Here is a 24,104-nt window from a genome sequence, read left to right as displayed (position 1 = left end):
GCGGACCGGTGTCGACCAGCACCGAGCGCGTTGCAGGCACCGCGTAAGGCGGTCGACGGAGCAGGTCGACGGCGACCAGGACGCCCGGCCGGGCTCGGCGCCGCCGTTCACCGCTGTCCCGCCGGTGCGCCGTGGTTCGCACCCTGTTTCGTTGCCGGGCCGTCTACGAGCACAGCGGACAGGTATCGCTCGATGCGAGCCCAGTCCGGTGTGCCGCCGTAGCCGATGTGCCGGTCCGGCCGGATCAGATCGGCCGCCGCACCGGAGTCGTACGGGTCGCGGGGGGTGCGGCCGCGGTCAAGAATCACCGGAATCCGTACGCTCGTGGTCTGGGCCACCTGCCAGGCCGGGGTCAGCACCCGCACGTCCACCGCGCCGGGCCAGCGGCCGGTCAACGCGTCGACCAGGGCACCTGTCTGCGCCGCCTGCTCATCATTGCGTTCCGGCACGGCCAGCAGCAGGGTGTACCGGTCGGTGGCAAGCTGATCGTGCATGCGCTGCGACCGGTTCGTGGTGCCGTCGAACAGCGCACGGTCCGGCATCCGATCCCCACCGCGCAGGCTGCCCTTACGGCCCGTCACCCCGGCCGTGCCCCGGTAGCTGTGGGCGAGTTGTGACAGCGAGCAGCCGGCGCGCGGGTGCGCGGGTGCGCCGGATTGCAGGCCGGCCATCACCGAGTCGCGCGGATGCCGGCGTGGGTCGCCCCGCAGCAGCATCGCCCCCGCGCCGAGATGGGTGACGGTGACGACCTGCCGACCCACCCGGTGCCGCTCGACCTGATACGTGTTCAGCAACGCGGCGGGGGCACGGCCGGTGACCACTGGGCATACGCCTTCGAGGCCCTGGCTGAGGTCCGGCAGCGGATGTCCGGGGTCCCCGCCGTTGACGGTCGGCTCCCGGGCGCCGCAACCCGGGCCTGGCGTCGCGCGACAACTTCGCAGACGCTAAGCGGGGCCACCTCCTTGCCCGAGCGCCAGGGCGGCTGCGGTGCCGAGCACCAGGAACGGGCCGAACGGCAGGTGGCTGGACCAGCGGACCCGCCCGGTGGCGAGCAGACCCAGGGCCGCCACGGCGGAAAGCGCGAACGCGAGTAGCAGCCCGACTACCGGGACAGCCCACCCGTACCAGCCGAGTAGCAGGCCAGCCCCGACCGCCAGTTTGGCGTCGCCGAGGCCGAAGCCGCGCCGGCCGAGCAGGAGGCTGGTGGTGGCGAACAGGAGTCCCAGCCCCAGCCCGGCGGCGGTGGCGCGCAGCCACGGCGGGTATCCCGCGCCGAGGGCTCCGGCCACACCGAGCAGGAGCCAGGTGCCGAGCGCCGCCGGCCCGGTCAGCCGATCGGGCAGCCGATGCACCGCCGCGTCCACGAAGGCCAGCGGCACCGCCCAGCCGAGCCACCAGGCCATCGCGGCCAGCTCGACGGCCGGCGGTCCGGCCAGCAGGAGCAGCACCGCGGCGCCGACCACGGCAGCCTCCACCGAGCCGGGTGGCGGACCTACCCGGGCCGCGCACCGTCCGCACCGGGCCGCCGGGCCGAGCACGGGCCACGGGCGGGCAAGGCCGATCGGCGCGTGGCACGCGGCGCAGCCGATGCGGGGGGCGGATCCGGGGGGTACGGCGTGCCGGTGCACCGCCAGCCGGAGCAGTGGGGTAACCGCCAGTGCGGCGAGCAGTCGGGCCGGCCCGATCCATCGGGGTGCCGTCACCATCGTGCCGGGCCTGCCGGTGTGAACACGGAAAGTAGTTTCCGGTTCGGCTTGTGGTAGTGGTCGTCTCGGGTTCGGGGCTTACCTGACCGGCCGGATGGCGGACCGACCGGTGGCACGGCCAGGCATGGCGTCGACGGTCGCCGGACCGTACGCGGACGGCCAAGCCGCGGGGACAAAACGGGCGCGAGCCATCGTTCACTCCCACTCCCCCAGTCGATCCGACCCGGATGACGCTCCGGCCGGACTCGGCGTCGCCACCCGGACGTACGCCAACCACCCACGCACGGGCGTCCGGCGGGGAACCTGGTCACCCACATCGGCCGTTACCACCATCCATCACTCAGAGTGATTACTTGAATTGCCTCTGTTGCATCGGCGAGCGTCAGCCTATGCTCCCCCTTTGGATGCGATGCAACCCTCGATCAATCAACCGGGACGACATAGGGATTTGTAACTGTAACGATCAGTCACGGTAAATGCGGTCGCGCTTTACTGGGTTCGGATGTGGACATTCGGCCGCGCTTCCGCATGCCCGGAACAGCCGGAGCGCCGGCTTCCGGGACGCTGGCGAGGAGGCGCGACAGTGCGAGGACGGCAGCTCAGGAACGCTACGGCGTACCTGGTGACGGTCGCGGTGCTCGGCGCCGCGATGGGCTGTGGAACCGACCGGGAGGCGGCCGCCGCGGCGGCCGCCGACAGCGCCGGGCCAGCCGCGGGGGGGCCCGAAGCCGACGAGCTGGCCGCCCGAAAAGCCGCGCTCGCCGCGTACTCCGGATATCTTGCCACCGCCCGGAAGGCGAGTGGACGCAGCGATCCACATCATCCTGAGCTGTCCACATTCCTCGCTGATCCGTTGCTGACCCGGGTCCGCTTCGCGATCCGGACAGCCAAGGAACACGGCGCCGTGCGCGTCGGGACGCTGGCGTCCGACCCGACCGTCACCTCGGTGGACCTGGCCGCCGTGCCGCCCACCGTCCAGATTCAGGACTGCCTGGACGCGACCGGCTGGCGGCTGGTCTACGCCCGCGACAAGCGGGTGGTGCCGGGCAGCCGGGGGACCCGCCATCTGGCCACCGCGACGGCGACCCGCTACCCCGACGGCCGCTGGCTGATCAGCTCCGGTGCGTCCCACGAGGACCAGCCATGCTGACCCGGGCTACCCGGTCGCGCCTGCTCGGCGGGCTGGCCCTCACCGCGGTGCTGCTGGTCACCACCGTGCCGGCCGTCGGCTGGGCCGACCCGCCGGGCGCGGAGTGCCCGCCCGGACAGCACGACTGCGACGTCTGGGACGACGATCCGGGCACTCCGGGCAGCGGCGGACCGGGCGGCGGCGGACCGGGCGGCGGGGACGGCGGGAAGTGCCAGTGGAACGGCCGTACCGTCCCCTGCCACGACGAGATTCTCGGCTGGTTCAACAACGGCGACGGCTGCTACTACAAGGTGGTCGAGCCGCGGCCCGCTGACACTCCGGTGGGCTTCGACTGGTACCTGCTGACCTGCAACGGCGGTGACCTCGGCTCCCAGCGGACCGAGCTGCGCGACACACCGCCACCCGGGTACGGCGCACCGCCCGACCCGGAGGAGCTGGCCCGACGCGCCCTCGCCTCCATCCGTCTGCTGCCGCCCCGGGTGGCGATCGCGCCGCGCAAGGACATCGGGCCTGGGCTCGTCGGGCTGCCGGTCTGGATGTGGGCCAGTCCCGGCTCGACCTACTTCGGCCCGCTGCGTGCCTCCGCCGCCGACCGCGGGCTGACCGTCGCCATCGAGGCGAAGGTCGACCGGGTGGTCTGGGACATGGGCAACGGAGTACGGGTGACCTGCACCGGTCCTGGCACACCGTACAGCTCCACCGGGGCGCACGCCGGGAAGCCCTCCCCCGACTGCGGCTACCACCGCGGCTACCCGACAGCCGGGACGTACCGGGTCCAGGCGACCACGCACTGGACCGTGCGGTGGTGGATCGACGGCGGCGTCGAGGGCGAGCCGATCCCGCAGACCCGGACCAGCAACATCGCCACGATTCAGATCAACGAGCTTCAGGTGGTGACCGAGTGAGCCTCGCGACACGCAACGGAACCCCGCCGGTGGACGCCCCGGTCACCCCACCCCGGGTGGTCCGGCAGCGCCGGATGCGCCCCGGGCTGCTGGGACTCGCCGTCCTGCTGATCGCCCTCGGTGGGCTCGGCGCCGCGTTCGCGGTCACGTCGGTCCGCGCCACCGGCAGCTACCTGGCGGTCACCCGTCCGGTCGAGGTCGGCCGGACGATCGGTGCGGACGACCTAATGGCCGTACAGGTGGCCGGCGGACAGGGGCTGTCACCCGTGCCGGTCGGGCGGCGAGACAACGTACTCGGCAAGCGGGCCAAGGTGTCGCTGGTCCCCGGGACGTTGCTGACCATGGACCAGCTCACCGACGAGCCGCTGCTCGGCCCCGGGCAGCAGCAATTCGCGCTGGGTCTGGAGGTGTCCCAGGTACCGGCCCGCACACTCCACCCCGGAGACAAGGTACTGCTGGTCAGCACCCCCGCCGGCAGCAACGACGGGCCGACGGTCGTGGTCACCCGCTTCGAGGCCGTGGTCATCGACACCTACACCGCCGAGGACGAGGTCGTGGTCTACCTGGCGCTCGCCGTCCGGGACGTACCGGCGGTGGCGGCGCTGGAAGCGCAGGAGCGGATCGCCGTCGCCCTCATCGAGGCGGCCTGAGCATGGCGATCATCGCGCTGGTCGCCGCGAAGGGCTCGCCGGGTGTCACCACCTCCGCGCTGGCCTGCGCGCTGACCTGGCATCGGCGGCTCGTGCTGGCCGAATGTGACCCATCCGGCGGGTCGGTGCTCGCCGGCTACCTCGGCGGCGCGCTCGACGGCCCCCGGGGCATCGGTGAACTCGCCGTCGGCGAGTTGCGCGACGGCAACCTGGAGACGGCCTTCTGGTCGCAGCTAATCGACCTGGACGCACCGAATCGGGAACGGTTGTTGCTGCCGGGCGTGGTCGATCCCGCCCAGGCGGGCAGCGTCGCCCCGCTGTGGCAGCGGTTCGCCGACTTCTTCACCGGGCTGGACCGCGGCGACCCCCGGTACGACGTTCTCGTCGACTGTGGCCGCCTGTACGTGGCCGGCGCGCCCTGGCCGGTCCTCCGCACCGCCTCGGTGGTGCTGGTGGTCACCGGGGCACGGCTGCCGGACCTGTCCGCGACCCGGGCCCTGGTCCGGGCGGTCGAGCGGGACTTCGTCGAGCATCGGGTGCCCCCGGGCACGCTGCGGCTGCTGCTGGTCGGCGACGGGCACCGACGCAGCGAGGTCAGCAAGGCCCTACGGCTGCCGGTCATCGCCCGGCTACCGCACGACCCGCGTACCGCCGCGGTGCTGACCATGGGCGGAACCGTGCGGGCCGGGCGACCGCTGCTGCGCGCGGCGAGTGCTCTGGAGGTGCCGGTCGGGGCCTTGCTGGACCGGCGCCGCGCCCGGCTGGCCTGGCCGGTGGCACAGGAGGTGCCGGATGCGGTTTGAACCGGTCTCCACCGATCCCCGCCGGCATGCGCCCACCGCCACCTCGATCGCGCCGCCGCTGGCCCCGCCGAACGGCCGGCACCACCACCCGGTGCCGGTCGTCGCGGCGGCTTCGGAACCGCCGCCGCATCCCCGAGTGGACTTTCAGGTGGTCCGTGAGCTACGCCGGGAGCTCAGCGAGCGGCTCACCCGCTGGCAGCGGGGCCGGGAATTCGACGCCGACGCCGAGGACACCGAGCGGGCCCGGCTGGCGCTCGAGGTCGTCGCCGAGTACGCCGACGCGGTCCGCCGGGCCGGCACGCCGATCACGGCCGACCAGGAGCGGCTGTTGCTCGACCAGGTCACGGCCGAACTGGCCGGTCTCGGCCGGCTCCAGACCCTGCTGATCGACGAGTCCATCGAGGAGGTGCACATCCTCGGTTGCGACCAGGTGCGCATCACCCGGCACGGCGGCGGCGTCGACTGGGCCGAGCCGATCGCCGACAGCGACGACGAACTGGTGGAGATCCTCCAGGCGGCGGCGCGTCGGGCGGGCGCCACCGAGCGGTCGTTGTCGACCTCCAAGCCCACACTCGACCTGCAACTGCCCGACGGTAGTCGGCTCGCCGCCGTGTTCCTGGTCAGCCACCGGCCGTACGCGGTGATCCGCAAGCACAACACGCTCGACGTGAGTCTGGACGACATCGCCGGCGGTCGGAGCGACCTGGACGAGATGATCGACCCGCTGCTGCGCGACTTTCTCCGCGCGGCGATGCTCGCCGGGCTCAACATCATGGTCGCCGGTCTCGCCGGGGCCGGCAAGACGACGGTCATCCGGGCGCTGATGAACGAGATCCCGCCGGACGAGCCGTACGTGCTGCTGGAGGAGAGCCGGGAGTTGCTGCCTGCCCGCCGTGGGCACCGGCACCGAGCGGTGATGAGCTTCGAGGCACGGGAGGGGCACGGCGAGCGCGGACCCGACGGCCGCCCGGCCGGCGAGGTCAGCATCGCCGATCTGATCCCGGTGTCACTGCGGATGGGCGTGCTGCGGATCATCGTCGGCGAGGTCCGTTCCCGGGAGATCGTTCCGATGCTTCAGGCGATGACCACCAGCCGGGGTTCGATGTGCACGATCCACGCCCGGACTCCGGCGGGCGTCGGCGAACGGATCATCGAGCTGGCGCTGGCACACGGCCGGGAGATGACCGTCGACCAGGCCCGTCGAATGGCTGGCAACGCGCTCGACCTGATCGTCTACGTCACCATCGAGGACGAGACCGCGATCGGCGGCCGCAAGCACCGTTTCGTGTCGCACGTCGAGGAGGTCATCGGCGTCGGTGACGGAAACCGGATCACCACCACCACGGTCTTCGAACCGGGGCCGGACGGCCGAGCGGTCCCCAGGCACCTACCGGAACGGGTCCGCGCCCAACTACTGCGGGTCGGCTACGACGCCCGGCTGCTGAGCCGGTGGGTCGAGGCGGGGACCGGGGCGTGGCGGCGGCCGCGGCAGACCCGGCTGGGCCGGCGATGAGCACGGTGGTCGATGTCGAACTCGTCGCGGTGGCCTCCGGGGCCGCCTGCGTGGCCGGGCTGCTGCTGGCCATCGCCGCGATCGTCGGCACCCGCCCGCCGGCGGGACGGGCACCCCGAGCCGGGCGGGGGCTCGGCCGGCTCTGGCGCGGCTCCGGGATGACCCCCCGCGAGCAGCGAGCCCACCGGACGATGCTGGCCGGGGCGGTGTTGGCCGGCGCACTGGCCTTCCTGGTGACCGGGCTTCCGGTCGTCGGCCTGCTGGTCGCCGTGGCGGTGCCGGGCACGCCCTGGCTCTTCTCCGTCGGCAGGGCCGAGCAGCGGGCCATCGCCCGGATCGAAGCGGTCGGTGAGTGGACCCGTCGACTCAAGGACGTCTCGGCCACCGGGCAGGGGCTCCAGGCCGCGATCACCGGCACTGTCGCCACCGTGCCGGAGGAGATCCAGGAGGAGGTGCGGTTGCTCGCCGCCCGGCTCCAGGCCGGCTGGCTGGCCCGCCCCGCCCTGCTGGCCTTCGCCGACGAGATCGGTGACCCGGTGTGCGACCAGGTGGTGGCGGCGCTGATCCTGCACCTGAGCGACCGGGGTGAGCGCCTCGGCGACGTACTCGGCTCGATCGCGTCGGCCGCGGCGGCCGAGGTCGCCACCCGTCGGGAGGTCGAGGCCAAGCGTACCCAGCCCCGGTTCGCGGTCCGGTTCCTCACTGGCATGACCCTTGTCGTGATCGCGTACGGCCTGCTGAACACCGACTACATCCGCCCGTACGGCACCGGAGTCGGACAGCTTGTCATGGCGGTGCTCGGCGCGGCCTTCATCGCCCTGCTGGCCTGGGTGCGCGCGATGAGCCAGCCGCAGCGGCCGGCCCGCTTCCTGCCCGCCCCCGATCCGCTGGAGGTGGTCGCGTGAGGGCCCGGGGTGAGCTTGCGGGCGCCGCGGTCGTGCGGGAGAGGAAGCTTCGATGATCGCCAACTGGCCGCTTGCCGTCGCGGTGACCGCCGGCGCGACCGTCGGACTTGGTGTGTATCTGGTGGTCCGGGAACTCGTGCCCGCGACCCCGGCGCTCGGGCCGGCGTTGCGCCGGCTGCACCAGCCGCCCGGTTCCCGCGCGAGCGCGCCCACCGACCGGCGGCTGGAGTGGCTGACCGGGCTCGCTCGCTGGCTGCGGCCGCCGCACCAGCGGCTCGCCCTGCTCGACCGGACGCCGGAGCAGTACGCGCTGTCCCTGCTACTCAGCGCCCTGATCGGGCTCGCCTCGCCGAGCCTGTTCGCGGTCGCACTCGCCGTGCTGGGGGTGCGATTGCCGGTGAGCGTACCGGTGCTGGCCAGCCTGGGCCTGGCGCTGGTGTGCGCGCTGCTCGCGCACCGCGCGATGCTGGCGAAGGCCGACGCCGCCCGGGAGGAGTTCCGGGCGGCCGTCTGCACCTACCTCGACTTGGTGGCGTTACAGCTCTCCGCTGCACACGGCCCGGTGCAGTCGCTGGAACGGGCGGCGGAGATCTGCGACGGCTGGGTCTTCGACCGGATCCGGGAGGCGCTGCGGATCGCCCAGCTCCAGATGCACTCGCCCTGGGAGGAGCTGCGGGAACTGGCCGGCCGCATCGGCATCCCGGAACTCGGTGACGTCGGCGCCATCATGCGCTCCTCCGGCGACGAGGGTGCGCAGGTGCACGAAACCCTGCGCAGCCGGGCCGACGCGTTGCGCGACCAGATCCGCACCGACAACCTGGCCCGGGCCGAGGGGGTGACCAGTCGACTCGACATTCCCGGTGCCCTGCTCGTCTTCGTTCTGCTCGCCTTCGCCATGTACCCGTTCGTCGCCCGTCTGTGACAGTCACCCCGGCAAGGAGACCTCGAATGCCACTGCTCACGTACCTGCACGTCGCGCTGGTCACACGCCTCGCCGCGCTGCGCCGCGACGGTGAGCGGGGGGACAGCCCCGTCCCCACCGCAGTAATCATCTTCGGTCTGGTCACGGCCGCACTCGCGGTCACCCTCCTGGTCAAGAACCGGGCGGAAGACTGGATGAACGCCGTCCCGACCGCGCCCTGATCCGGTGTGTCGACAGTTGCCCGCCGGCCGCCGCCCGGTGCGAAGCCCCGCCCGGTGGGGCGGCACGCGTCGGCGGATCGACGCGACGGACCGCGGCGCCAACCCGGTGGAGCTGGCGGTGGCAATGCCCGCGATCTTCGTGCTGCTCTTCGGGTCGATCCAGGTCGCGGCCTGGTTCGTCGCCCGGTCGACAGCGTTGAACGCGGCGCAGAGCGCGGTCAACGCGCAACGGGTCCACCACGCCCCCGCGGGCGCCGGCGAAGCCCGGGCGCGGCGGTTCCTGGCGGCGGCTGGTGGCTGGCTGGTCGACTGGGACTCCCCGGGGCCAGGTTGCCAGACCATCGCTACCGAGGTGACCTGCACGGTCCGCGGTCGCTCGCTCTCCGTCGTCCCCGGGGTCGACTTCCCGGTACGGCAGAGCGCACACGGGACGGTGGAGCGGTGGACGACGCCATGAGCGCGGACCGAGGTTCCGTCTCGGTCGAGGTGGCGATCCTCGCACCGGCCTTCATCGCGCTGCTCGTACTGGCCGGCGTCGCGGGGCGGACCGCGGTGGCTGCCGAAGCCGTCGACACCGCGGCCCACGACGCGGCGCGCGCCGCCTCCATCTCCCGCGACTCGGCCACCGCCCGGCGGGCGGCCGAGAACGCGGCCGTCCGACAGCTCGACTGGCGCGGGCTCGACTGCACCGGCAGGCCGGCGGTCACCTTCAGCGGTGTTGTGGACGGCCATGTGACCAGCCTGGACGCAGCATTCCGCAGCCCGGTCGGCCGGGACGCCTCGGTCACTGTCCGGATCTCCTGCGCCGTCGACCTGTCCGAGCTGCGACTGCCCGTGGTGCCCGGCATGCCCACCGGAAAGCAGGTGACGGCGGACTTCACCTCGCCGCTGGACCGCTACCGGAGCCGTGGATGACCGCCGCCGGCAAGCGGCGGCGGGACGTCGAGGATGCCCCCGCCGCACGACGCGTCGGTCCCGACACCGGCCGGGTCAGCGTGTTCCTCGCGGTCGCCGCCGTGGGCATCCTCGCGGTCATCGCGCTCGCCTTCGACGGCGCGGGGCAGCTGCGCTCGCTGCAGCGGGCCGACAACCTCGCCGCCGAGGCGGCCCGGGCCGGTGGCCAGTCGATCGACCGGGCCAGCGCGATTGAGGGCGGGCCGAAACGGATCGACGAGCCGCAGGCGCGCCGCGCCGTGGCCGCCTACCTGGGCGCGGCCGGTGCCGCCAGCCACTCGGTCACCTTTCCGGTCGTCGACGGGGAGACCGTCGTCCGGGTCCGCGTCACCGTCACCTACCAGAGGTCCCTACTCGGCCTCGTCGGATTCGACGACACCGTGACCGTCTCCGGCGAGGCGACCGCCCGAGCGCTCACCGGGGCGCTGTAGGAAGGAAGGCAACCATGGCCACACCGGCTCGAACCGTCCAACGGATTCTCACCGGGTTCGGCGGGTGCATCCTGCTCGGCGCGCTGCTGGTCGGCGCGCCGGTGGCGCTGTTCGCGCTCGCCGGCAACCCGCTGCCGGAACAGGTGCCCACCCTGGCCGAGGTCGGCGCGATGCTGACCAGCCGCGACGACGGCCAGCTCTTCCTGCGGGCGCTCGCGCTGGTGGGCTGGGCGGGCTGGACCAGCTTCGCCCTGTCGGTCCTCGTCGAGCTGGGCGCGTTGGCGCTGCGTCGACCCACGCCCCGACTGCCCGGGATGCGCCGGCAGCAACGGGCCGCCGCCGCGTTGGTCGGGTCGGTAGCACTGATCCTGACGGCCAGCCCGGCGGCGGCGGGCGCCGCGGCGGTCACCGGCCCGTCGGCCGCCGCCATGCCGCTGAGCCCGCCCGCCGCCGCTTCGGCTCACACCGCGCCGCTCGGCTGGCCCGGGCTGACCGGTACAGCCCTCGCCGCACCGGGCGGGCCGGCGTCTGCGGCCGGGACCGAGGACGCCGACCCGGCACCCGGCACGCCGCGGTCCACGGCCGGGCGCACCGACCCGGACCGCGGGGCCCCGGTCTACCAGGTGGCGAAGGGCGACCATCTCGGGTCGATCGCCGAGCGGTACCTGGACAGCTTCGGCGAGTACCGGACGCTCGCCCGGCTGAACCGGCTGGGCGACCCGGACCGGATCCACCCGGGACAGTTGCTGCGGCTGCCGGCCGAGGCCGAGGACCGCGGTGCCCGCCCACACGCCGTCGGCCGGCTGGCGGCCACCGGGCAGGCCGGGGACGCAAACCGCCGCACCGCCCGCCCGACACCCCAGCCACCTCCCGGGTCGGCGCCGGCGACCGACGGCATCAGCACCGGGACGCCGGCCGGGTCACCGACGAAGGCTGCACCGAACGGTCCGGTGGTGGTCGTCGGCGCGGCCCGGCCCGGCGAACCCGATCGGGTCAACCGGCCGCTCGCGGTGTCGGCGATCCTCGCCGTGTCGAGCATCATCGGCGCGCAGATCGGCGCGGCGCTCGGCCTGCGCCGACGACCGGCGGATGCACGCACCGGCGTGGACCGTGGTGCCGCCGCGGGCGGTCACCCGCGGGAGCTTCCGGCGGGTCGACACCGTCGCGACTGATTCCTCCGTACGGGCGACCGTCTTCGACCTGCCCTGCGTTGCGGCAGCATGGCCACGATCGGCTGCCAGCCGTCGCTCACGCGGAAGTCGCACCGCCCCAGCGGTCGGTGTGGATCGCCTCGGCGAGCGGGCGCTTCTGCCGCCAGCCGTGCCGGACCAGGTCGGGCACGGTCTCGAGGTGGGTGACCGGGCCGAGACAGAGCCAGGCCACCGGGCGGATCCCGGCCGGGATCCCGAGCAGGTCGGCCAGCCACTCCTCGCGGTAGAACGAGACCCAGCCGACGCCGAGCCCCTCGGCGGTGGCGGCGAGCCAGAGGTTCTGGATGGCGAGGCAGGCCGAGTAGAGGCCGGTGTCGGCGATGGCGTGCCGGCCGAGCACCGCCGGTCCGCCCCGTGAGTGGTCGTAGGTGACCACCACCGACAGGGTGGACTCCAGCACACCGTCGATCTTGATGTGCGCGAACCGCTCCGCCGCCGCCACGTCGAGCGTGGCGGCGAACACCTGCCGCTCGGCGCTGACGTGCTCGTGGAAGCGCCGGCGCAGTTCCGGGTCGCGCACCAGGATGAAGTCCCACGGCTGGGAGTGGCCGACGCTCGGCGCGGCGTGGGCCGACGCGAGCACCCGGTGCAGCACCTCGTCCGGCACCGGCGCCCCGGTGAACTGCGCCCGGACGTCCCGGCGGTGGTGGATGGCGTCGTACAGATCCATGGGCAGACTCCCGCTGACTCGCCCGCGGGTCGCGGGACACAACCACCACACATGATCATGCATCCGGACCGCGGCTGGCGCGCCGGCACCGCCGGGGGCATGCTGTGCACGTGGGGGTACGCGTCGAACGTTCCGGAGCGGTGACCACGGTGATTCTGGACCGGCCGGCGGCACGCAACGCCGTGGACGGTCCGACCGCGCGGGCCCTGGCTGACGCGTTCCGTGCCTTCGACGCCGATCCGGACGCGGCGGTGGCGGTGCTGTGGGGGGCCGGCGGCACATTCTGCGCCGGAGCGGACCTGAAGGCGATCGGCACCCCGCGCGGCAACCGTGTCGAGCCGGACGGGGACGGACCGATGGGCCCGACGCGGATGGTGCTGTCCAAGCCGGTGATCGCGGCCGTCTCCGGCTACGCGGTCGCCGGCGGCCTCGAACTGGCGCTCTGGTGCGACCTGCGCGTCGCCGAGGGCGACGCGGTGCTCGGGGTCTTCTGCCGGCGCTGGGGTGTACCGCTGATCGACGGTGGCACCGTCCGGCTGCCCCGGCTGATCGGCGAGAGCCGGGCGATGGACCTCATCCTGACCGGCCGCCCGGTGCCGGCCGACGAGGCGTACGCCATGGGGTTGGTGAACCGGGTCGTCGCACCCGGTACGGCGCGGCTGGCGGCCGAGCGCCTGGCGGCCGAGATCGCCCGGTACCCGCAGACCTGTCTGCGCAACGACCGGGCGTCGGTGCTCGCCGCGGCGGCACTCCCGGAGGCCGAGGCGCTGGCCGCTGAGCTGGCGTACGGGACGGAGTCGCTGGCCGCAGACGCGCGGGCCGGGGCGGCGCGGTTCGCCGCTGGTGCCGGCCGGCACGGCGCACCCGCCTAACTCAGGTCGCGCAGGGCCTCCGAGATGGCTCGGTGGAAGGTCGGGTACGCGTAGATCATGTCGCGGAGCTGGGCCAATGGCACGGCCGCGTGCACGGCGACCACCAGCGCCGAGAGCACCTCACCGCCAGCCGGCCCGACCGAGGTACCGCCGACCAGTACCCCTTGGTCCGCGTCCACCACCAGCTTGATGAGGCCGTCCGCCCGGTGGATCCAACCGCGTGCCGACGAGCCGAGCTGCGCCACCCCGACCTGCACGTTGAGCCCCCGCTCGCGGGCCTGTCGCTCCGTGAGCCCGACCGCACCGACCTCCGGGTCGGTGAAGGTGACCCGGGGCAGCGCCCGGTAGTCGGCCCGTGGGACGGTCCCGGCCGAGCCGCTCGACCCGGTCACGGCGGGCGTGCTCGCCGCGCCCATCGCCCCGCCCGTCACGCTGGCGGTGCCGCTGGCGTCCGGCCTGCTGTCGGCGTGCCGGACGCGGTCGAGTAGATCCGCGACGACGATGCCGGCCTGGTACATGGCGACGTGGGTGAAGGCCCCCTCGCCGGTGACGTCGCCGACCGCCCAGACTCCGTCGGTGACCCGCAGCCGGTCGTCGACCGGGAGGTAGCGGTGGTCGGCGCGGACGCCGACGGTTTCCAGGCCCAGCTCGTCGCCGACGGTCTCCAGGCCCAGCTCGTCGAGGTGCGCCCGGCGGCCGGTCACCACCAGCAGTCGGTCACCGGTGTACGCCGTCCCACCGGCACGCAGGGTGAACCGCCGCCCGTCGTGGTCGACGCGCTCGGCGGTCACTCCGGTGTGGATCTGCACGCCGTCGGCGCGTAGCGCTGCGGCGGCCACCTCGGACGCCTCCGGCTCCTCGACCGCGAGCACCCGGTCCAGCGCCTCGACCAGGGTGACCCGGACACCGAACCGGGCGAAGACCTGCGCCAGCTCCAGCCCGATCGCGCCGCCGCCCAGCACCAAGAGCGACTCCGGCAGTTCCTCGACCTCGGTCGCCTGGTGGTTCGTCCAGTACGGGGTGTCCGCCAGCCCTTCGACCGGCGGGACGGACGGTCGGGTGCCGGTGCCGAGGACGATTCCGTGCCGGGCCTGGAAGACCTGGTCGTCGACGCGGACCCGGCCCGGCCCGTCGAGCCGCCCGCTGCCCCGGACGAATTGGCCCCCCTTGCCGACGAACCGCTCCACCGCCACCCGGTCGTCCCAGGCGTCGGTGGCCTCCGCGCGGATCCGCTTCGCCACCGGGGCCCAGTCGGGGTGGACCTGGGCCGTCCCGGCGAGGCCGTCGACCCGCCGGGCCTCGGCGATCGCGTTCGCCGCCCGGATCATCATCTTGCTCGGGACACATCCCCAGTACGGGCACTCGCCGCCGACCAGGCTCCGCTCGACGCCGACGACGCTCAGCCCGGCCTCGGCGAGCCGGCCGGCCACCTCCTCCCCGCCGACACCGAGCCCGACAACAACCACGTCCACGATTCGGGGTTCCGCCATGCCGCCAGCCTAAGGAAAGATGCCCGCCCCACGCATCCGGTAGTCCCGCATCCACGTGCAGCCGCACCGCCCACGCGTGACGCGTGTCCAGGTGCCGGCGGGCACCGCGTCCGCGTGCAGCGACACCGCCCGGTCCACGGCGGCACAGGGTGGTCGCCAACGCCGGGTGGTCGCGCACCGCGCAGGGTCGCGGGCGCGGGGCGCGGCGGTGGCACGCGGACTCACCGGATCGGCGGGCCGGGAACCGTGACCGGGGTACCGGTCGGTGTGAGCAGGGCGCGGGCGGCCACCGCGAGCCGGTGGCGCTGCGGCACCAAAGCCCGGCGGGCGAAGACGTCGAAGCCCTGGGCGGCCACCTCGTCGAGGATTCCGCCGTAGAGCGAGTACGCGGTGCGGATGCAGGCCTGGGAGGCGGGGGTGAGCATGGTGATGCCGGGTGCGGCGGCGGCGTAGTGTGCCTGGGCACGGGTCACCTCGTACCGGATGAGCTCGCGGATCGGCCCGCTGGCGCGTCCGGCCGCGCGGGCGGCGCGGAGGTCGTCGCGGGTGACCCGGAAGCGCGCGAGGTCCGCGTCGGGCAGGTACGTGCGGCCGCGGTCAAGGTCCTCGGCGACGTCCCGGATGAAGTTCGTCAGTTGGAAGGCGAAGCCGAGCTGGCGGGCCGGCTCTCGGGCGGCGGCCGGGTCGGAGCTACCGAGGATCGGTAGCATCATCGTGCCGATCACCGCCGCCGAGCCCTCCATGTAGCCGAGCAGGTGCTCGTACGTGCGGTACGAGCTGACCGTCAGGTCCATCGTCATGCTCTTGAGAAACGACGCGAAGTCGTCGCGGTCCAGATCGAAGATGGCGATCGTGTGCAGGACGGCGGGGAGCAGCGGGTCGTCGATCGACGCGCCGTGCAGGCCGGCGACGAACCGGCCGCCCCAGTCGTCGAGGCGGGCCGCCCGCTCGGCCCACGGCAGGTCCTCGGTGCGGTCGACGATCTCGTCGGCGTAGCGCGTGAACCCGTACAGCGCGTGCACATGCCGCCGTTTCCATGCGGGCAGCAGTCGGGTGGCGAGATAGTAGGTACGGCCGTGACGTCGGTGCAGTTCACGGCAACGGTCATAGGCAGCGGTGAGATCGGTCTTCACCGGCCCTCCCTCATATCGACGCACCAATCGACGCAACTCGTAACCCTAGGGTACCCTCGCCCACATGGCGAACGACGCAGTTGCGGACGACGCACTCCGCCTGTCACCGGCCAAGGGCGGGGACACTCCGGTCCGCACGAACCCGGCCGCGTCCACGAAGGATCTGATCGCGGCGGTGGACGGCACCCTTGCCGCCTTCCTGTCCGCCGAGATCGACGCGCTGACCGAAATCGACGGGGCGTTGGGCGGCTTCGCCGCCACCGCCCGCGACTGCGTGCTGGCCGGCGGCAAGCGGATCCGCCCGATGTTCGCCTACTGGGGCTGGCGCGGCGCGGTCGGCGGCACCGCACCGTCGGCACCCGTCCTGCCGGCGGTCGCCGCGCTGGAACTGCTGCACACGTTCGCGCTGGTCCACGACGACGTGATGGACGAGTCGGCGACCCGGCGCGGCCGGCCCACCGCGCACGTGGCCGTCGCCGCCCAGCACGCCGCCGCCGGACGCCGCGGCGACCCCAGCCGGTTCGGCGAGTCCGTGGCGGTGCTGATCGGCGACCTCTGCATGGTCTGGGCCGACCGGCTACTTGCCCACGCCGCCCTGCCTCCAGCCCGGCTGCTCGACGTCCGACGCTGCTACGACCAGATGCGCGTGGAGACGGTTGCCGGGCAGTACCTCGACGTCCTCGGCGAGAACGACGCGGCAAACTGGTCGGTGGACCGGGCGTTGCGCGTCGCCCGCTACAAGACCGCCAGCTATACCGTCCAACGCCCGCTGCTCTTCGGCGCCTGCCTGGGCGGCGTCGACGCCGACGCGCCGCTGATCGCCGCGTACACCCGCTACGGCCTGGCCGTCGGCGAGGCGTTCCAGCTCTGCGACGACCTACTCGGTGTCTACGGCGACTCCGCGACCACCGGCAAGCCGACGGGCGACGACCTGCGTACCGGCAAGCCCACCGCGCTGCTCATGCTGGCCCGTCAACTGGCCACCCCAGCCCAGCGGCGGGCGCTGGAGGAGACCGTCCCCGACGCCGGCGACGGGGATATCGCTCGGCTGGCCGAGCTGGTCGCCGACACCGGTGCGGTCGACCGGATCGAACGGATGATCGCCGACCGGGTCGCCGAAGCGCTGGCCGCGCTCGACGGCACTCCGCTCGACAGGACCGCGCACACCGCACTCTCGGGGCTCGCCACGACCGCCACGAGCCGGCGAGCATGATGGGCACCCTCGGACGAGGAGGTGGTCGGGTGCGCACCGTGCACGGACGTACCGACCGGGTCGTGGTGGTCGGCGCCGGTCTCGGCGGGCTGGCCTGCGCGCTGCACCTGGCGGGCAACGGCCGCCAGGTGACGGTGCTGGAACGCGAACCGGTGCCCGGCGGCCGGGCCGGGCGGCTCAGCATCGACGGGTATGAGTTCGACACCGGCCCGACCGTGCTCACCATGCCCGACCTGATCGCCGAGGCGCTCGGCGCCGTCGGCGAGGAACTGGGCGACTGGCTCGACCTGACGCCGCTCGACCCCGCGTACCGGGCGTACTACCCGGACGGCTCGACGCTCGACGTCATCACCGACACCACGCGGATGGCGGCCGAGATCGCACACGTCTGCGGCCCCCGCGAGGCTGACGGCTACCTGCGCTTCGTGGACTACGCACGCGAGCTGTGGCGGCTGGAACGGGCCGACTTCATCGAGCGTAACCTCGACGCCCCGACCGACCTGCTCACCGGCGGTCTGCTGAGGTTGCTCACGATCGGCGCGTTCCGGCGGCTCCAGACGAAGATCAACCAGTTCTTTCGGGACCCGCGCACCCAGCGGATCTTCTCCTTCCAAGCCATGTACGCCGGACTCGCCCCGCACGACGCGCTGGCCATCTACGCGGTCATCGCGTACCTCGACTCGGTGGCTGGGGTCTTCTTCCCGCGCGGCGGAATCCACGCGGTATCCCGCGCGATGGCCGGCGCGGCCGAGAAGCACGGCGTGCAGATCCGCTACGGGACGACGGTGACCGGGGTGGAGACCGCCGGTGACCGCGCGACCGGCGTCCGGACCACGACGGGCGAGTTCGTCCCGGCCGACGCGGTGGTGCTCAACCCGGACCTGCCGGTGGCCTACCGTGATCTGCTCCCGCCGGCCCGGCCGCGCCGGCTGACATACTCGCCGTCCTGCGTGGTCCTGCACGTCGGGTCCACCCAGGGCTATGGGAAGATCGCTCACCACAACATCCAGTTCGGACGATCCTGGAGGGGTACCTTCGACGAGGTCATCCGGCGTGGTGAATTGATGAGCGATCCGTCGTTGCTGGTAACCAACCCGAGCCGGACCGACCCGTCGGTGGCCCCGGCCGGCCGGCACACCTACTACGTGTTGGCCCCGGCGCCGAACCTCGACCGGGCGCCACTCGGCTGGCGAGACGGGCTCGCCGCTCGCTACGCCGAGCGGCTGGTGGGGACGCTGGAGGAGCGTGGCTACGTGGGCTTCCGCGACGGCATCGAGGTGTTGCGCACGGTCACCCCGGCGGACTGGGCGGAGCAGGGGATGGCCGCCGGCACACCCTTCGCCGCCGCGCACAGCCTCCGCCAGACCGGGCCGTTCCGCCCGTCCAACCTGCACCGTGGTTTGGAAAACGTGGTTTTCGTCGGCTCCGGCACCCAGCCTGGTGTCGGGGTGCCGATGGTGCTGATCTCCGGCAAGCTGGCCGCCGCCCGGATCACCGGAAACCAGCGGTGACCGCCCGCGAGGCTCACCTGGTCGAGCTGGTCGACGACACGGGTCGGGTCACCGGCCAGACCACCGTGTCGGCCGCCCACCAGCGGCCGGGAAGGTTGCACCGGGCCTTCTCGGTGCTGCTCGTCGATCCGGCCGGCCGGGTGCTGCTCCAGCGGCGCGCGGCGACGAAGACCCGCTTCCCGCTGCGCTGGGGGAACTCCTGCTGTGGCCACCCCACCCCGGGTGAGTCACCGACGACCGCCGCCCGCCGGCGGCTGGCCGAGGAACTGGGCGTCGGGTTGGTCGAGCTGACCGAGGTCGGGGTGTACGTCTACTACGCCGAGGACCCGGCGACCGGCCGGGTCTAGTTCGAGTACGACCACGTCCTGCGTGGCGATCTCGCAGCGGGCGCACCGTTGTGCCCGAACCCGGACGAGGTCGCGGAGTTGCGCTGGGCGGACCCGGTCCAACTGGAGGCGGATCTCGATGCCGACCGGCACTCGTACGCCCCTTGGTTGGGTGGGGTGGTGAACCGGCTGCTCCGGCCCGCCCGCCCGGCTGATTCAGCCGTGCCCCGCCCCGCGGCCGACGTTCCGGAGCGGTCGGGTGACGAATGACACCCTGAGCGCGGGAGCCGTCGCCCGGCGGCTGGGGGTCGCGGTGACGACCCTGCGCACCTGGCACCAACGCTACGGGCTTGGGCCGAGCGAACACATCCGCGGACACCACCGCCGGTACACGCCTACCGACCTCACCCGCCTGGAGATCATGCGGCGGCTCACCACGGAGGGGATCGCTCCGGCCGAGGCCGCCCGCTGGGCACGCGAGGCCCCCGACGCGGTGCCATCGTCGCCGGAAGCCCGCCCCCGGATCCGCGCCGCCGGCACCCGTGACGGCGGCGGCACGGCCATCCCGGTGGGTCGGGCCGGGGCGGCGGCCCGCGGGTTGGCCCGTGCCGCGATGCGGCTGGACTCGGTCGTGATCAGCGAGACGATCGCCCGCGCGATCCGGACCGAGGGGGTGGTGTCCACCTGGGACGGCCTACTCCGCCCGGTTCTCGTCGGGATCGGCCAGCGGCACGCCGCCACCGCCGGCCTGATCGAGGTCGAGCACCTGGTGTCCCGGTGCGTCTCCGAGGCGTTCGCCGCCGTCGCCCGCGCGCACGCGTCCGTCGACGTCCCACGCATCATGCTCTCCTGCGCCGACGAGGAGCAGCACAGCCTTCCGTTGGAAGCGCTCGGCGCGGCGTTGGCCGAGGCGAGGGTCGCGTACCGGATGCTCGGGGCCCGGGTGCCGGTGGAGGCCCTGGTGGATGCGGTCAACCGCACCGGCCCGGCCGCCGTGGTGATCTGGTCACACACCCGGATTTCCGCCGAACCCGGGCAGCTCGGGGTGCTGCTGGCCGCCCCCCGCCGGCCGCTGATGGTGCTCGCCGCCGGGCCGGGGTGGCGGGCCGACACCCTTCCCGCCGGGGTGGTGCGACCGGCCAACCTCGCCGAGGCGGTCTCCCTCGCGGTGGCCGTCCGCGACTCGCTGGACCGGTCGGTCCCTGAGTAAAGCCACCGGCTGTGCGGCTCCACACCGAGATTGGTCCGTCCACCGGCCGCCAGGACCATCGCGGTGGGTGACCCGACGGGTGCAGGCGACAGGGGCCACCGCGCGTGGCTCCCTGGGGACCTAGTACTGCAACGGCGGGTCGTGACTTATGGCGGTTTGAGTCGTTTGCGGTAGTGGGCGGCTCGGGCTTGTTCCTGGCGGCGACGGCGGAAGTCGGACCAGCGCAGGATGTGGTCGGCTCGACGGCGGGTGGTCAGGACGAGGTGGGCGAACAGGCGGCGGATTTCGTTGCTGCTCAGCGGGATCTGGCTGCGCTCGTTTGCGGTGGTGCCCCCTTTGCGGCTTCGAGGGCGCGGGTGACGACGAGGAACGCGGCGGCGGCCATCGCGAGGGTGATGTGGGCGTACCAGGCGTCGTAGCGGCGGACCTGGTACTGGTCCAGGCCGACCTCGTTCTTCGCGGTCTGGAACGATTCCTCCACCGACCAACGGCTACCGGCGACCCGCACCAGGTCGCGTAGTCGGGTGCCGCGGGGGCCGAAGCAGACGTAGTAGGCGATGTCGCCGGGATCCGTGATCGAGCGTCGGGCCAGGACCCAGCCGCGGCGGCCGTGGGCAAAGGTGCGGCGGATCGGCAGCCGAGCCCAGTCGTAGCGGCGCGGCCCGTGCGCGCCGTCACCACACGACAGTCGTTGCCACGCGCCCGCACGCACCCTGCCGATCAGCTCGTCGACACCGGTGGTGGTGTGCAGCCCGGAGGGCACCCGATCGTCGCGTCGGGTGGCCATCACGTACGCGATGTCCCGATCCTCCAACCAGCCCCGCAGGCCAGGGTTCTGCCCGTAGGCCTCATCGGCCGTGAACCACGAAAACGGCACCCCCGCGGTGACCGCCCGCTCCAGCATGGCCTGCGCCTGCTGCGGCTTGGTCGCGAACCCGACGGCGTCCGGGATCGCCGAGCGCCGGCACCGGTCCCGATCACCGGTCCACGACTTCGGCAGGTACAACTCCCGATCGATCAACGCCCGACCCCGCGGCGTGGCGTAGCACAGGAACGTGCCGATCTGGCAGTTCTCGGTCTTGCCCGCCGTACCCGAATACTGCCGTTGGACCCCCGCCGACGCACGGCCCTTCTTGACGAACCCCGTCTCGTCAGCGATGAGCACCCCGGCCGCATCGCCGATCTGGTCCACCACGTAATCGCGCACGTCATCGCGGACCGCGTCCCGGTCCCACGCCGCGCTGCACAACATGCCCTGCAACCCGTCCGGCGACACATGCCCAGCCTGCTCCGCGAGGGTCCAGCCGTTACGCCGCTCCAACGGTGCCAGTAGCCCCCGCACATACGCCCATGCCCGCCGCCGCGGCTCCACCCGCTCAAACCGATGCGCGAACCGGAAGAACAACTCCTCCAACCCGGCATCCCACGACCCGACCACCCGCGCATCCACCACAACCAACCAACGAATGATCAGCACCCGAAGCCACGACCCGCCGTTGCAGTACTAGGCCGTCACCGGATGTGACGCGGTCTGCACCCACCTGTGAGACCAGTCGCGCAGGGGTCCCGGTGCCCGGTGGCGTCCCGTAGCCTCCGGAAGGCCCCGCCGACCCCCGACACCCCTCGGGAGCGAACGATGCGCGCACGCGCTCTCCTCGCGTCCGTCCTGGCCCTGGCCCTGCTCGCCGCCGGCTGCGGCGACGACGACACCCGGCGGCTGCGGTCCGCCGGCCCGCCCAGCCCGGTCGCCTCCGGCGCCCTCCCGGCCGACCCGGCCCCGGCCGCAACGCCCCGACCCACCCACGACACTCCGACGGCCACCCCGCTCCGGCCGCTGCCGACGGCCCCGCCCGCCGGTCTGCGCCGGACCACCGGCGTGCACGGCGTGGCGCTGACCTTCGACGACGGGCCCAGCCCGGTCTGGACCCCGAAGGTGCTCGACCGCCTGGGCGCCGCCGGCGTCACCGCCACCTTCTGCGTGGTGGGTGCGCAGGTCCGTCGCCACCCGGACCTGGTCCGCCGGATCGTGCGGGAGGGCCATCAGCTCTGCAACCACAGCTGGCAGCACGATATCGATCTGGGCCGCCGGCCGGTGGCCGAGATCCGGGCCGACCTGCTCCGCACCCAGCGGGCGATTCGGGCGGCCGTCCCGGATGCGCAGGTGCCCTTCTACCGGCAGCCCGGCGGGCGCTGGACACCCGAGGTCGTACGGGTGGCCCGGGGGCTGGGCATGCGCTCGCTGCACTGGAGCGTCGACCCGCGGGACTGGGGCAAGCCGCCAGCCGAGACGATCAGCAAACGGGTACACACCGCCGCCAGGCCCGGCGCGGTCGTCCTGCTGCACGACGGGGGCGGCGACCGGTCGGCGACCCTGGCCGCCTGTCCTGGTCTGATCGCCGACCTGAAGACCCGGTACGGCGTCGTCGGGCTCCGCTGACGTCTGCGCCGAGGCCTCCCCGGTCCGTCGTGGCTCCGGCCGTACCGGTTTGGTCGACCGGCCGGGCATCACGTATGCTTTCCAAGCCTCCGGCGGGGCCGGATGGGAGCAAGACCGCTTGAAGTTGCAAGTGTGCAATGATGGCGGGGCCGCCCTCATCGTCTAGCGGCCCAGGACGCCGCCCTTTCAAGGCGGTAGCACGGGTTCGAATCCCGTTGGGGGCACGGTCCGGCTTCGTCCGGGCAAGCTAGGTCCTGTGGAGCAGTTGGAGTGCTCGCCGCCCTGTCAAGGCGGAGGTCGCGGGTTCAAGTCCCGTCAGGACCGCCAGCGCAGAACGCCGCGCCACCACGCGCGGCGTTCTGCGTATCGGAGCATGTCGCCCCGCACGGCGGAGACCTCTGGCGGGCGGGTATCATGAGCCGAGCACGGCCAGGTAGCTCAGTTGGTACGAGCGTCCGACTGAAAATCGGAAGGTCGGCGGTTCGACCCCGCCCCTGGCCACATAGCCTTTCGCCGGGCTACAGCAGCGCCGACCAGCGGAAACGCCGGTCGGCGTTTTGCTCTGCGCCCTGGGAGGCCGTCTGTCCGGTCCGGCCCTCGTTGACCCCGGAATCCCGCTGATGGCCGACTCTTATCGCACGGAGATCGCACGGACGAACCATGCTGCGGCAGACGTCATGCTGCCCCTGCCATGCGCCTGTGATCGAATGCCGGCTGTGGGACTGGATGAGCGCCTGACCGAATTGCTGGTCCAGCTTGGCGACCTCGGCTGGTCGCCATCGTCACGATAGACGGCGAACGCCAACGAGGTCGCTGGACGATACTGGTGACCGGCACGCAGCGGGATGGGGAACACGTGCGATGGGAGGGCGACGACCTGGACGCCGGGCTCTCGCGGGTGAAAGCGACCCTTCAGGAGCGCGTTCCGGGGCGGCTCGGCTGAGTCAACGCACGCTGGAGCGCCAGCATATGGCGGCGCAGCCGCAGAAGCTGATTGTGTTTGTTGGTTCGACACTCATTGCCGCTGGCGGGAACGGAAAGTTGAGCCGCCGAAGCGGGCGGAAGATTTTCTGAGGTGGTATCCGAAGTGGTGGGCCTGACCATCTCCCGGGCTTACCCGTCCCGCCTGTCCATCCGGGCTGACGCCGCCACCCGCCCAGCGCGACCGGCGACGGGCAGGCGGTGACCGCGACCGACCGTCGACGCCGACGTCAGGCGGGCGGCAACGCCGTTGAACAGCGGCCATCCCCGGTAACCGACGCGGACCTGCTCCGACGGACGTTACCCGGCAGGCACGCGAAGTCGCACAGCCGGGAATCAGCCGGTATGGTCCGGGCCTATGGGGCAGGAGATGGCCGATTCGGCCGACGTCCGGCAGGATCTCGAACGGTTCTGGCTTCGCAGTTCGCTCCTCGTTCCCGCCTCCGCCGAGCAGGCGTTCGAGGTGTTCGCCGGTGCGATGACCGAATGGTGGGTTACGGAGTACACCTGGTCAGGCCCCAATCTCCTCACCGAACTGGGCGTGGAACCCCGGGCCGGTGGGATGCTCTACGAAATCGGCCCATACGGTTTCCGGAACGACTGGGGCCGGGTGCTGACCTGGGATCCGCCCCGGCGGCTCGTGTTCAGCTGGCAGATCGGCGCGGACCGGGTCCCGGTGCCCGACCCTGCCCAGGCCAGCGAGGTCGAGGTGCTGTTCCAACCCGGCGGGTCGGGGTGCACCCGGGTCGAGGTGGAGCATCGGCACTTCGACCGCCACGGCTCGGCGGCGGAGGGCTACCGCGAGGCGCTCACCGCCGGGTGGCATGAACTACTCTCCCGCTACGGAGGCTTGGTCGCCAGACGTGTAGCCCACTGAAGCGGCCGCGGCG

The 24,104-nt window shown here is 72.9% G+C and carries 23 protein-coding genes, 3 tRNA genes and 2 pseudogenes; 22 read left to right on the top strand and 6 right to left on the bottom strand.

All coding sequences use genetic code 11. The features are described from left to right. Window positions 1-107: 107 nt before the first annotated feature. Window positions 108-878: pseudogene (locus tag QTQ03_RS21005) on the bottom strand (FAD-dependent monooxygenase); the annotation flags it as partial. Between the two features lie 66 nt (window positions 879-944). Continuing rightward, window positions 945-1,706 (bottom strand): prepilin peptidase, encoded by a 762-nt coding sequence (locus QTQ03_RS21000; RefSeq protein WP_289279533.1) that lies wholly within the window; start codon window positions 1,704-1,706, stop codon window positions 945-947. Window positions 1,707-2,355: 649 nt separating this feature from the next. Between QTQ03_RS21000 and QTQ03_RS20995 the strand changes: the two genes are divergently transcribed. Genes QTQ03_RS20995 through QTQ03_RS20940 form a run of 12 tightly spaced genes read left to right on the top strand, consistent with a single transcriptional unit; the run spans window position 2,356 to window position 11,332 of the window. Then, window positions 2,356-2,856, top strand: a complete 501-nt coding sequence (locus tag QTQ03_RS20995) for a hypothetical protein (RefSeq protein WP_289280928.1) — start codon at window positions 2,356-2,358, stop codon at window positions 2,854-2,856. After that, on the top strand, window positions 2,850-3,761 hold the full coding sequence (locus QTQ03_RS20990; protein ID WP_289279532.1) for a hypothetical protein: 912 nt from the start codon (window positions 2,850-2,852) through the stop codon (window positions 3,759-3,761). The genes QTQ03_RS20995 and QTQ03_RS20990 overlap by 7 nt, the downstream gene beginning before the upstream one ends. Next, window positions 3,758-4,411, top strand: coding sequence for an SAF domain-containing protein (locus QTQ03_RS20985; protein ID WP_289279531.1), 654 nt, complete (start codon window positions 3,758-3,760; stop codon window positions 4,409-4,411). The genes QTQ03_RS20990 and QTQ03_RS20985 overlap by 4 nt, the downstream gene beginning before the upstream one ends. A 2-nt stretch (window positions 4,412-4,413) precedes the next feature. Continuing rightward, entirely contained in the window at window positions 4,414-5,214 is an 801-nt protein-coding gene (locus tag QTQ03_RS20980) for a CpaE/TadZ family protein (RefSeq protein WP_289279530.1), read from the top strand. Then, complete coding sequence (locus QTQ03_RS20975; protein ID WP_289279529.1) at window positions 5,204-6,727, top strand: TadA family conjugal transfer-associated ATPase; 1,524 nt, start codon at window positions 5,204-5,206, stop codon at window positions 6,725-6,727. The genes QTQ03_RS20980 and QTQ03_RS20975 overlap by 11 nt, the downstream gene beginning before the upstream one ends. Next, window positions 6,724-7,632 carry a type II secretion system F family protein gene (locus tag QTQ03_RS20970; RefSeq protein WP_289279528.1) on the top strand — a complete coding sequence of 303 codons (909 nt, stop codon included), beginning with the start codon at window positions 6,724-6,726 and terminating at the stop codon, window positions 7,630-7,632. The genes QTQ03_RS20975 and QTQ03_RS20970 overlap by 4 nt, the downstream gene beginning before the upstream one ends. Before the next feature lie 55 nt (window positions 7,633-7,687). Further along, on the top strand, window positions 7,688-8,554 hold the full coding sequence (locus QTQ03_RS20965; protein WP_289280927.1) for a type II secretion system F family protein: 867 nt from the start codon (window positions 7,688-7,690) through the stop codon (window positions 8,552-8,554). Window positions 8,555-8,580: 26 nt separating this feature from the next. Continuing rightward, window positions 8,581-8,775, top strand: coding sequence for a hypothetical protein (locus QTQ03_RS20960; RefSeq protein ID WP_289279527.1), 195 nt, complete (start codon window positions 8,581-8,583; stop codon window positions 8,773-8,775). A 16-nt stretch (window positions 8,776-8,791) separates the two neighbouring features. Continuing rightward, window positions 8,792-9,232 (top strand): TadE/TadG family type IV pilus assembly protein, encoded by a 441-nt coding sequence (locus tag QTQ03_RS20955; RefSeq protein WP_502889879.1) that lies wholly within the window; start codon window positions 8,792-8,794, stop codon window positions 9,230-9,232. After that, window positions 9,229-9,690, top strand: coding sequence for a TadE/TadG family type IV pilus assembly protein (locus QTQ03_RS20950; protein ID WP_502889878.1), 462 nt, complete (start codon window positions 9,229-9,231; stop codon window positions 9,688-9,690). Before QTQ03_RS20955 ends, QTQ03_RS20950 begins: the two co-directional genes overlap by 4 nt. Continuing rightward, window positions 9,687-10,160, top strand: a complete 474-nt coding sequence (locus QTQ03_RS20945; protein WP_289279525.1) for a pilus assembly protein TadG-related protein — start codon at window positions 9,687-9,689, stop codon at window positions 10,158-10,160. Before QTQ03_RS20950 ends, QTQ03_RS20945 begins: the two co-directional genes overlap by 4 nt. Window positions 10,161-10,174: 14 nt before the next feature. Beyond that, entirely contained in the window at window positions 10,175-11,332 is a 1,158-nt protein-coding gene (locus QTQ03_RS20940) for a LysM peptidoglycan-binding domain-containing protein (protein ID WP_289279524.1), read from the top strand. A gap of 76 nt (window positions 11,333-11,408) precedes the next feature. Here the strand turns inward: QTQ03_RS20940 and bluB are convergent, their stop codons facing one another. Next, the gene (bluB, locus tag QTQ03_RS20935) at window positions 11,409-12,041 is read right to left on the bottom strand and encodes a 5,6-dimethylbenzimidazole synthase (protein WP_289279523.1); all 633 of its coding nucleotides are present in this window, start codon (window positions 12,039-12,041) and stop codon (window positions 11,409-11,411) included. A gap of 110 nt (window positions 12,042-12,151) precedes the next feature. On the opposite strand from bluB, the gene QTQ03_RS20930 reads away from it, so the two are divergent. Further along, window positions 12,152-12,913 (top strand): crotonase/enoyl-CoA hydratase family protein, encoded by a 762-nt coding sequence (locus tag QTQ03_RS20930; protein ID WP_289279522.1) that lies wholly within the window; start codon window positions 12,152-12,154, stop codon window positions 12,911-12,913. Here the strand turns inward: QTQ03_RS20930 and QTQ03_RS20925 are convergent. Beyond that, a complete protein-coding gene (locus QTQ03_RS20925) occupies window positions 12,910-14,403 on the bottom strand; it encodes a dihydrolipoyl dehydrogenase family protein (RefSeq protein ID WP_289279521.1) in 1,494 nt (497 codons plus the stop codon). The two genes, QTQ03_RS20930 and QTQ03_RS20925, sit on opposite strands and share 4 nt — an antisense overlap. A gap of 221 nt (window positions 14,404-14,624) precedes the next feature. Then, the gene (locus tag QTQ03_RS20920) at window positions 14,625-15,536 is read right to left on the bottom strand and encodes a phytoene/squalene synthase family protein (protein WP_289279520.1); all 912 of its coding nucleotides are present in this window, start codon (window positions 15,534-15,536) and stop codon (window positions 14,625-14,627) included. A gap of 64 nt (window positions 15,537-15,600) precedes the next feature. Here QTQ03_RS20920 and QTQ03_RS20915 point away from each other — a divergent pair, with 64 nt between their 5' ends. The 4 genes and pseudogenes from QTQ03_RS20915 to QTQ03_RS20900 all read left to right on the top strand — a co-directional run bounded on the left by QTQ03_RS20915 (window position 15,601) and on the right by QTQ03_RS20900 (window position 19,796). Next, window positions 15,601-16,749, top strand: coding sequence for a polyprenyl synthetase family protein (locus QTQ03_RS20915; RefSeq protein WP_289279519.1), 1,149 nt, complete (start codon window positions 15,601-15,603; stop codon window positions 16,747-16,749). Between the two features lie 29 nt (window positions 16,750-16,778). Then, complete coding sequence (gene crtI, locus QTQ03_RS20910; RefSeq protein ID WP_289279518.1) at window positions 16,779-18,260, top strand: phytoene desaturase family protein; 1,482 nt, start codon at window positions 16,779-16,781, stop codon at window positions 18,258-18,260. Further along, a pseudogene (idi, locus tag QTQ03_RS20905) lies at window positions 18,257-18,856 on the top strand (isopentenyl-diphosphate Delta-isomerase). Before crtI ends, idi begins: the two are co-directional and overlap by 4 nt. Next, window positions 18,846-19,796, top strand: a complete 951-nt coding sequence (locus QTQ03_RS20900) for a MerR family transcriptional regulator (RefSeq protein WP_289279517.1) — start codon at window positions 18,846-18,848, stop codon at window positions 19,794-19,796. The pseudogene idi and the gene QTQ03_RS20900 overlap by 11 nt, the downstream one beginning before the upstream one ends. A 295-nt stretch (window positions 19,797-20,091) precedes the next feature. On the opposite strand, the gene QTQ03_RS20895 is transcribed toward QTQ03_RS20900, so the two are convergent. Beyond that, window positions 20,092-21,234: an IS701 family transposase gene (locus QTQ03_RS20895; RefSeq protein WP_289279559.1), complete on the bottom strand. Its 1,143-nt coding sequence runs from the start codon at window positions 21,232-21,234 to the stop codon at window positions 20,092-20,094. Window positions 21,235-21,432: 198 nt separating this feature from the next. Between QTQ03_RS20895 and QTQ03_RS20890 the strand changes: the two genes are divergently transcribed. The 5 genes from QTQ03_RS20890 (at window position 21,433) to QTQ03_RS20870 (ending at window position 24,091) form a co-directional block, all read left to right on the top strand. Further along, a complete protein-coding gene (locus QTQ03_RS20890) occupies window positions 21,433-22,233 on the top strand; it encodes a polysaccharide deacetylase family protein (protein WP_289279516.1) in 801 nt (266 codons plus the stop codon). 151 nt (window positions 22,234-22,384) lie between these two features. Next, a tRNA-Glu gene (locus QTQ03_RS20885) sits at window positions 22,385-22,457 on the top strand. Between the two features lie 26 nt (window positions 22,458-22,483). Next, window positions 22,484-22,560, top strand: a tRNA-Asp gene (locus QTQ03_RS20880). Window positions 22,561-22,660: 100 nt separating this feature from the next. Continuing rightward, window positions 22,661-22,734 (top strand) — tRNA-Phe (locus QTQ03_RS20875). A gap of 838 nt (window positions 22,735-23,572) precedes the next feature. Beyond that, the gene (locus QTQ03_RS20870) at window positions 23,573-24,091 is read left to right on the top strand and encodes an SRPBCC family protein (protein ID WP_289279515.1); all 519 of its coding nucleotides are present in this window, start codon (window positions 23,573-23,575) and stop codon (window positions 24,089-24,091) included. Window positions 24,092-24,104 lie beyond the last annotated feature (13 nt).

Source organism: Micromonospora sp. WMMA1363 (assembly GCF_030345795.1).
Taxonomy (GTDB): Bacteria; Actinomycetota; Actinomycetes; order Mycobacteriales; family Micromonosporaceae; genus Micromonospora.
Note: the sequence above shows the minus strand (reverse complement) of the source record. Positions and strands in the feature narration are given on the sequence as shown.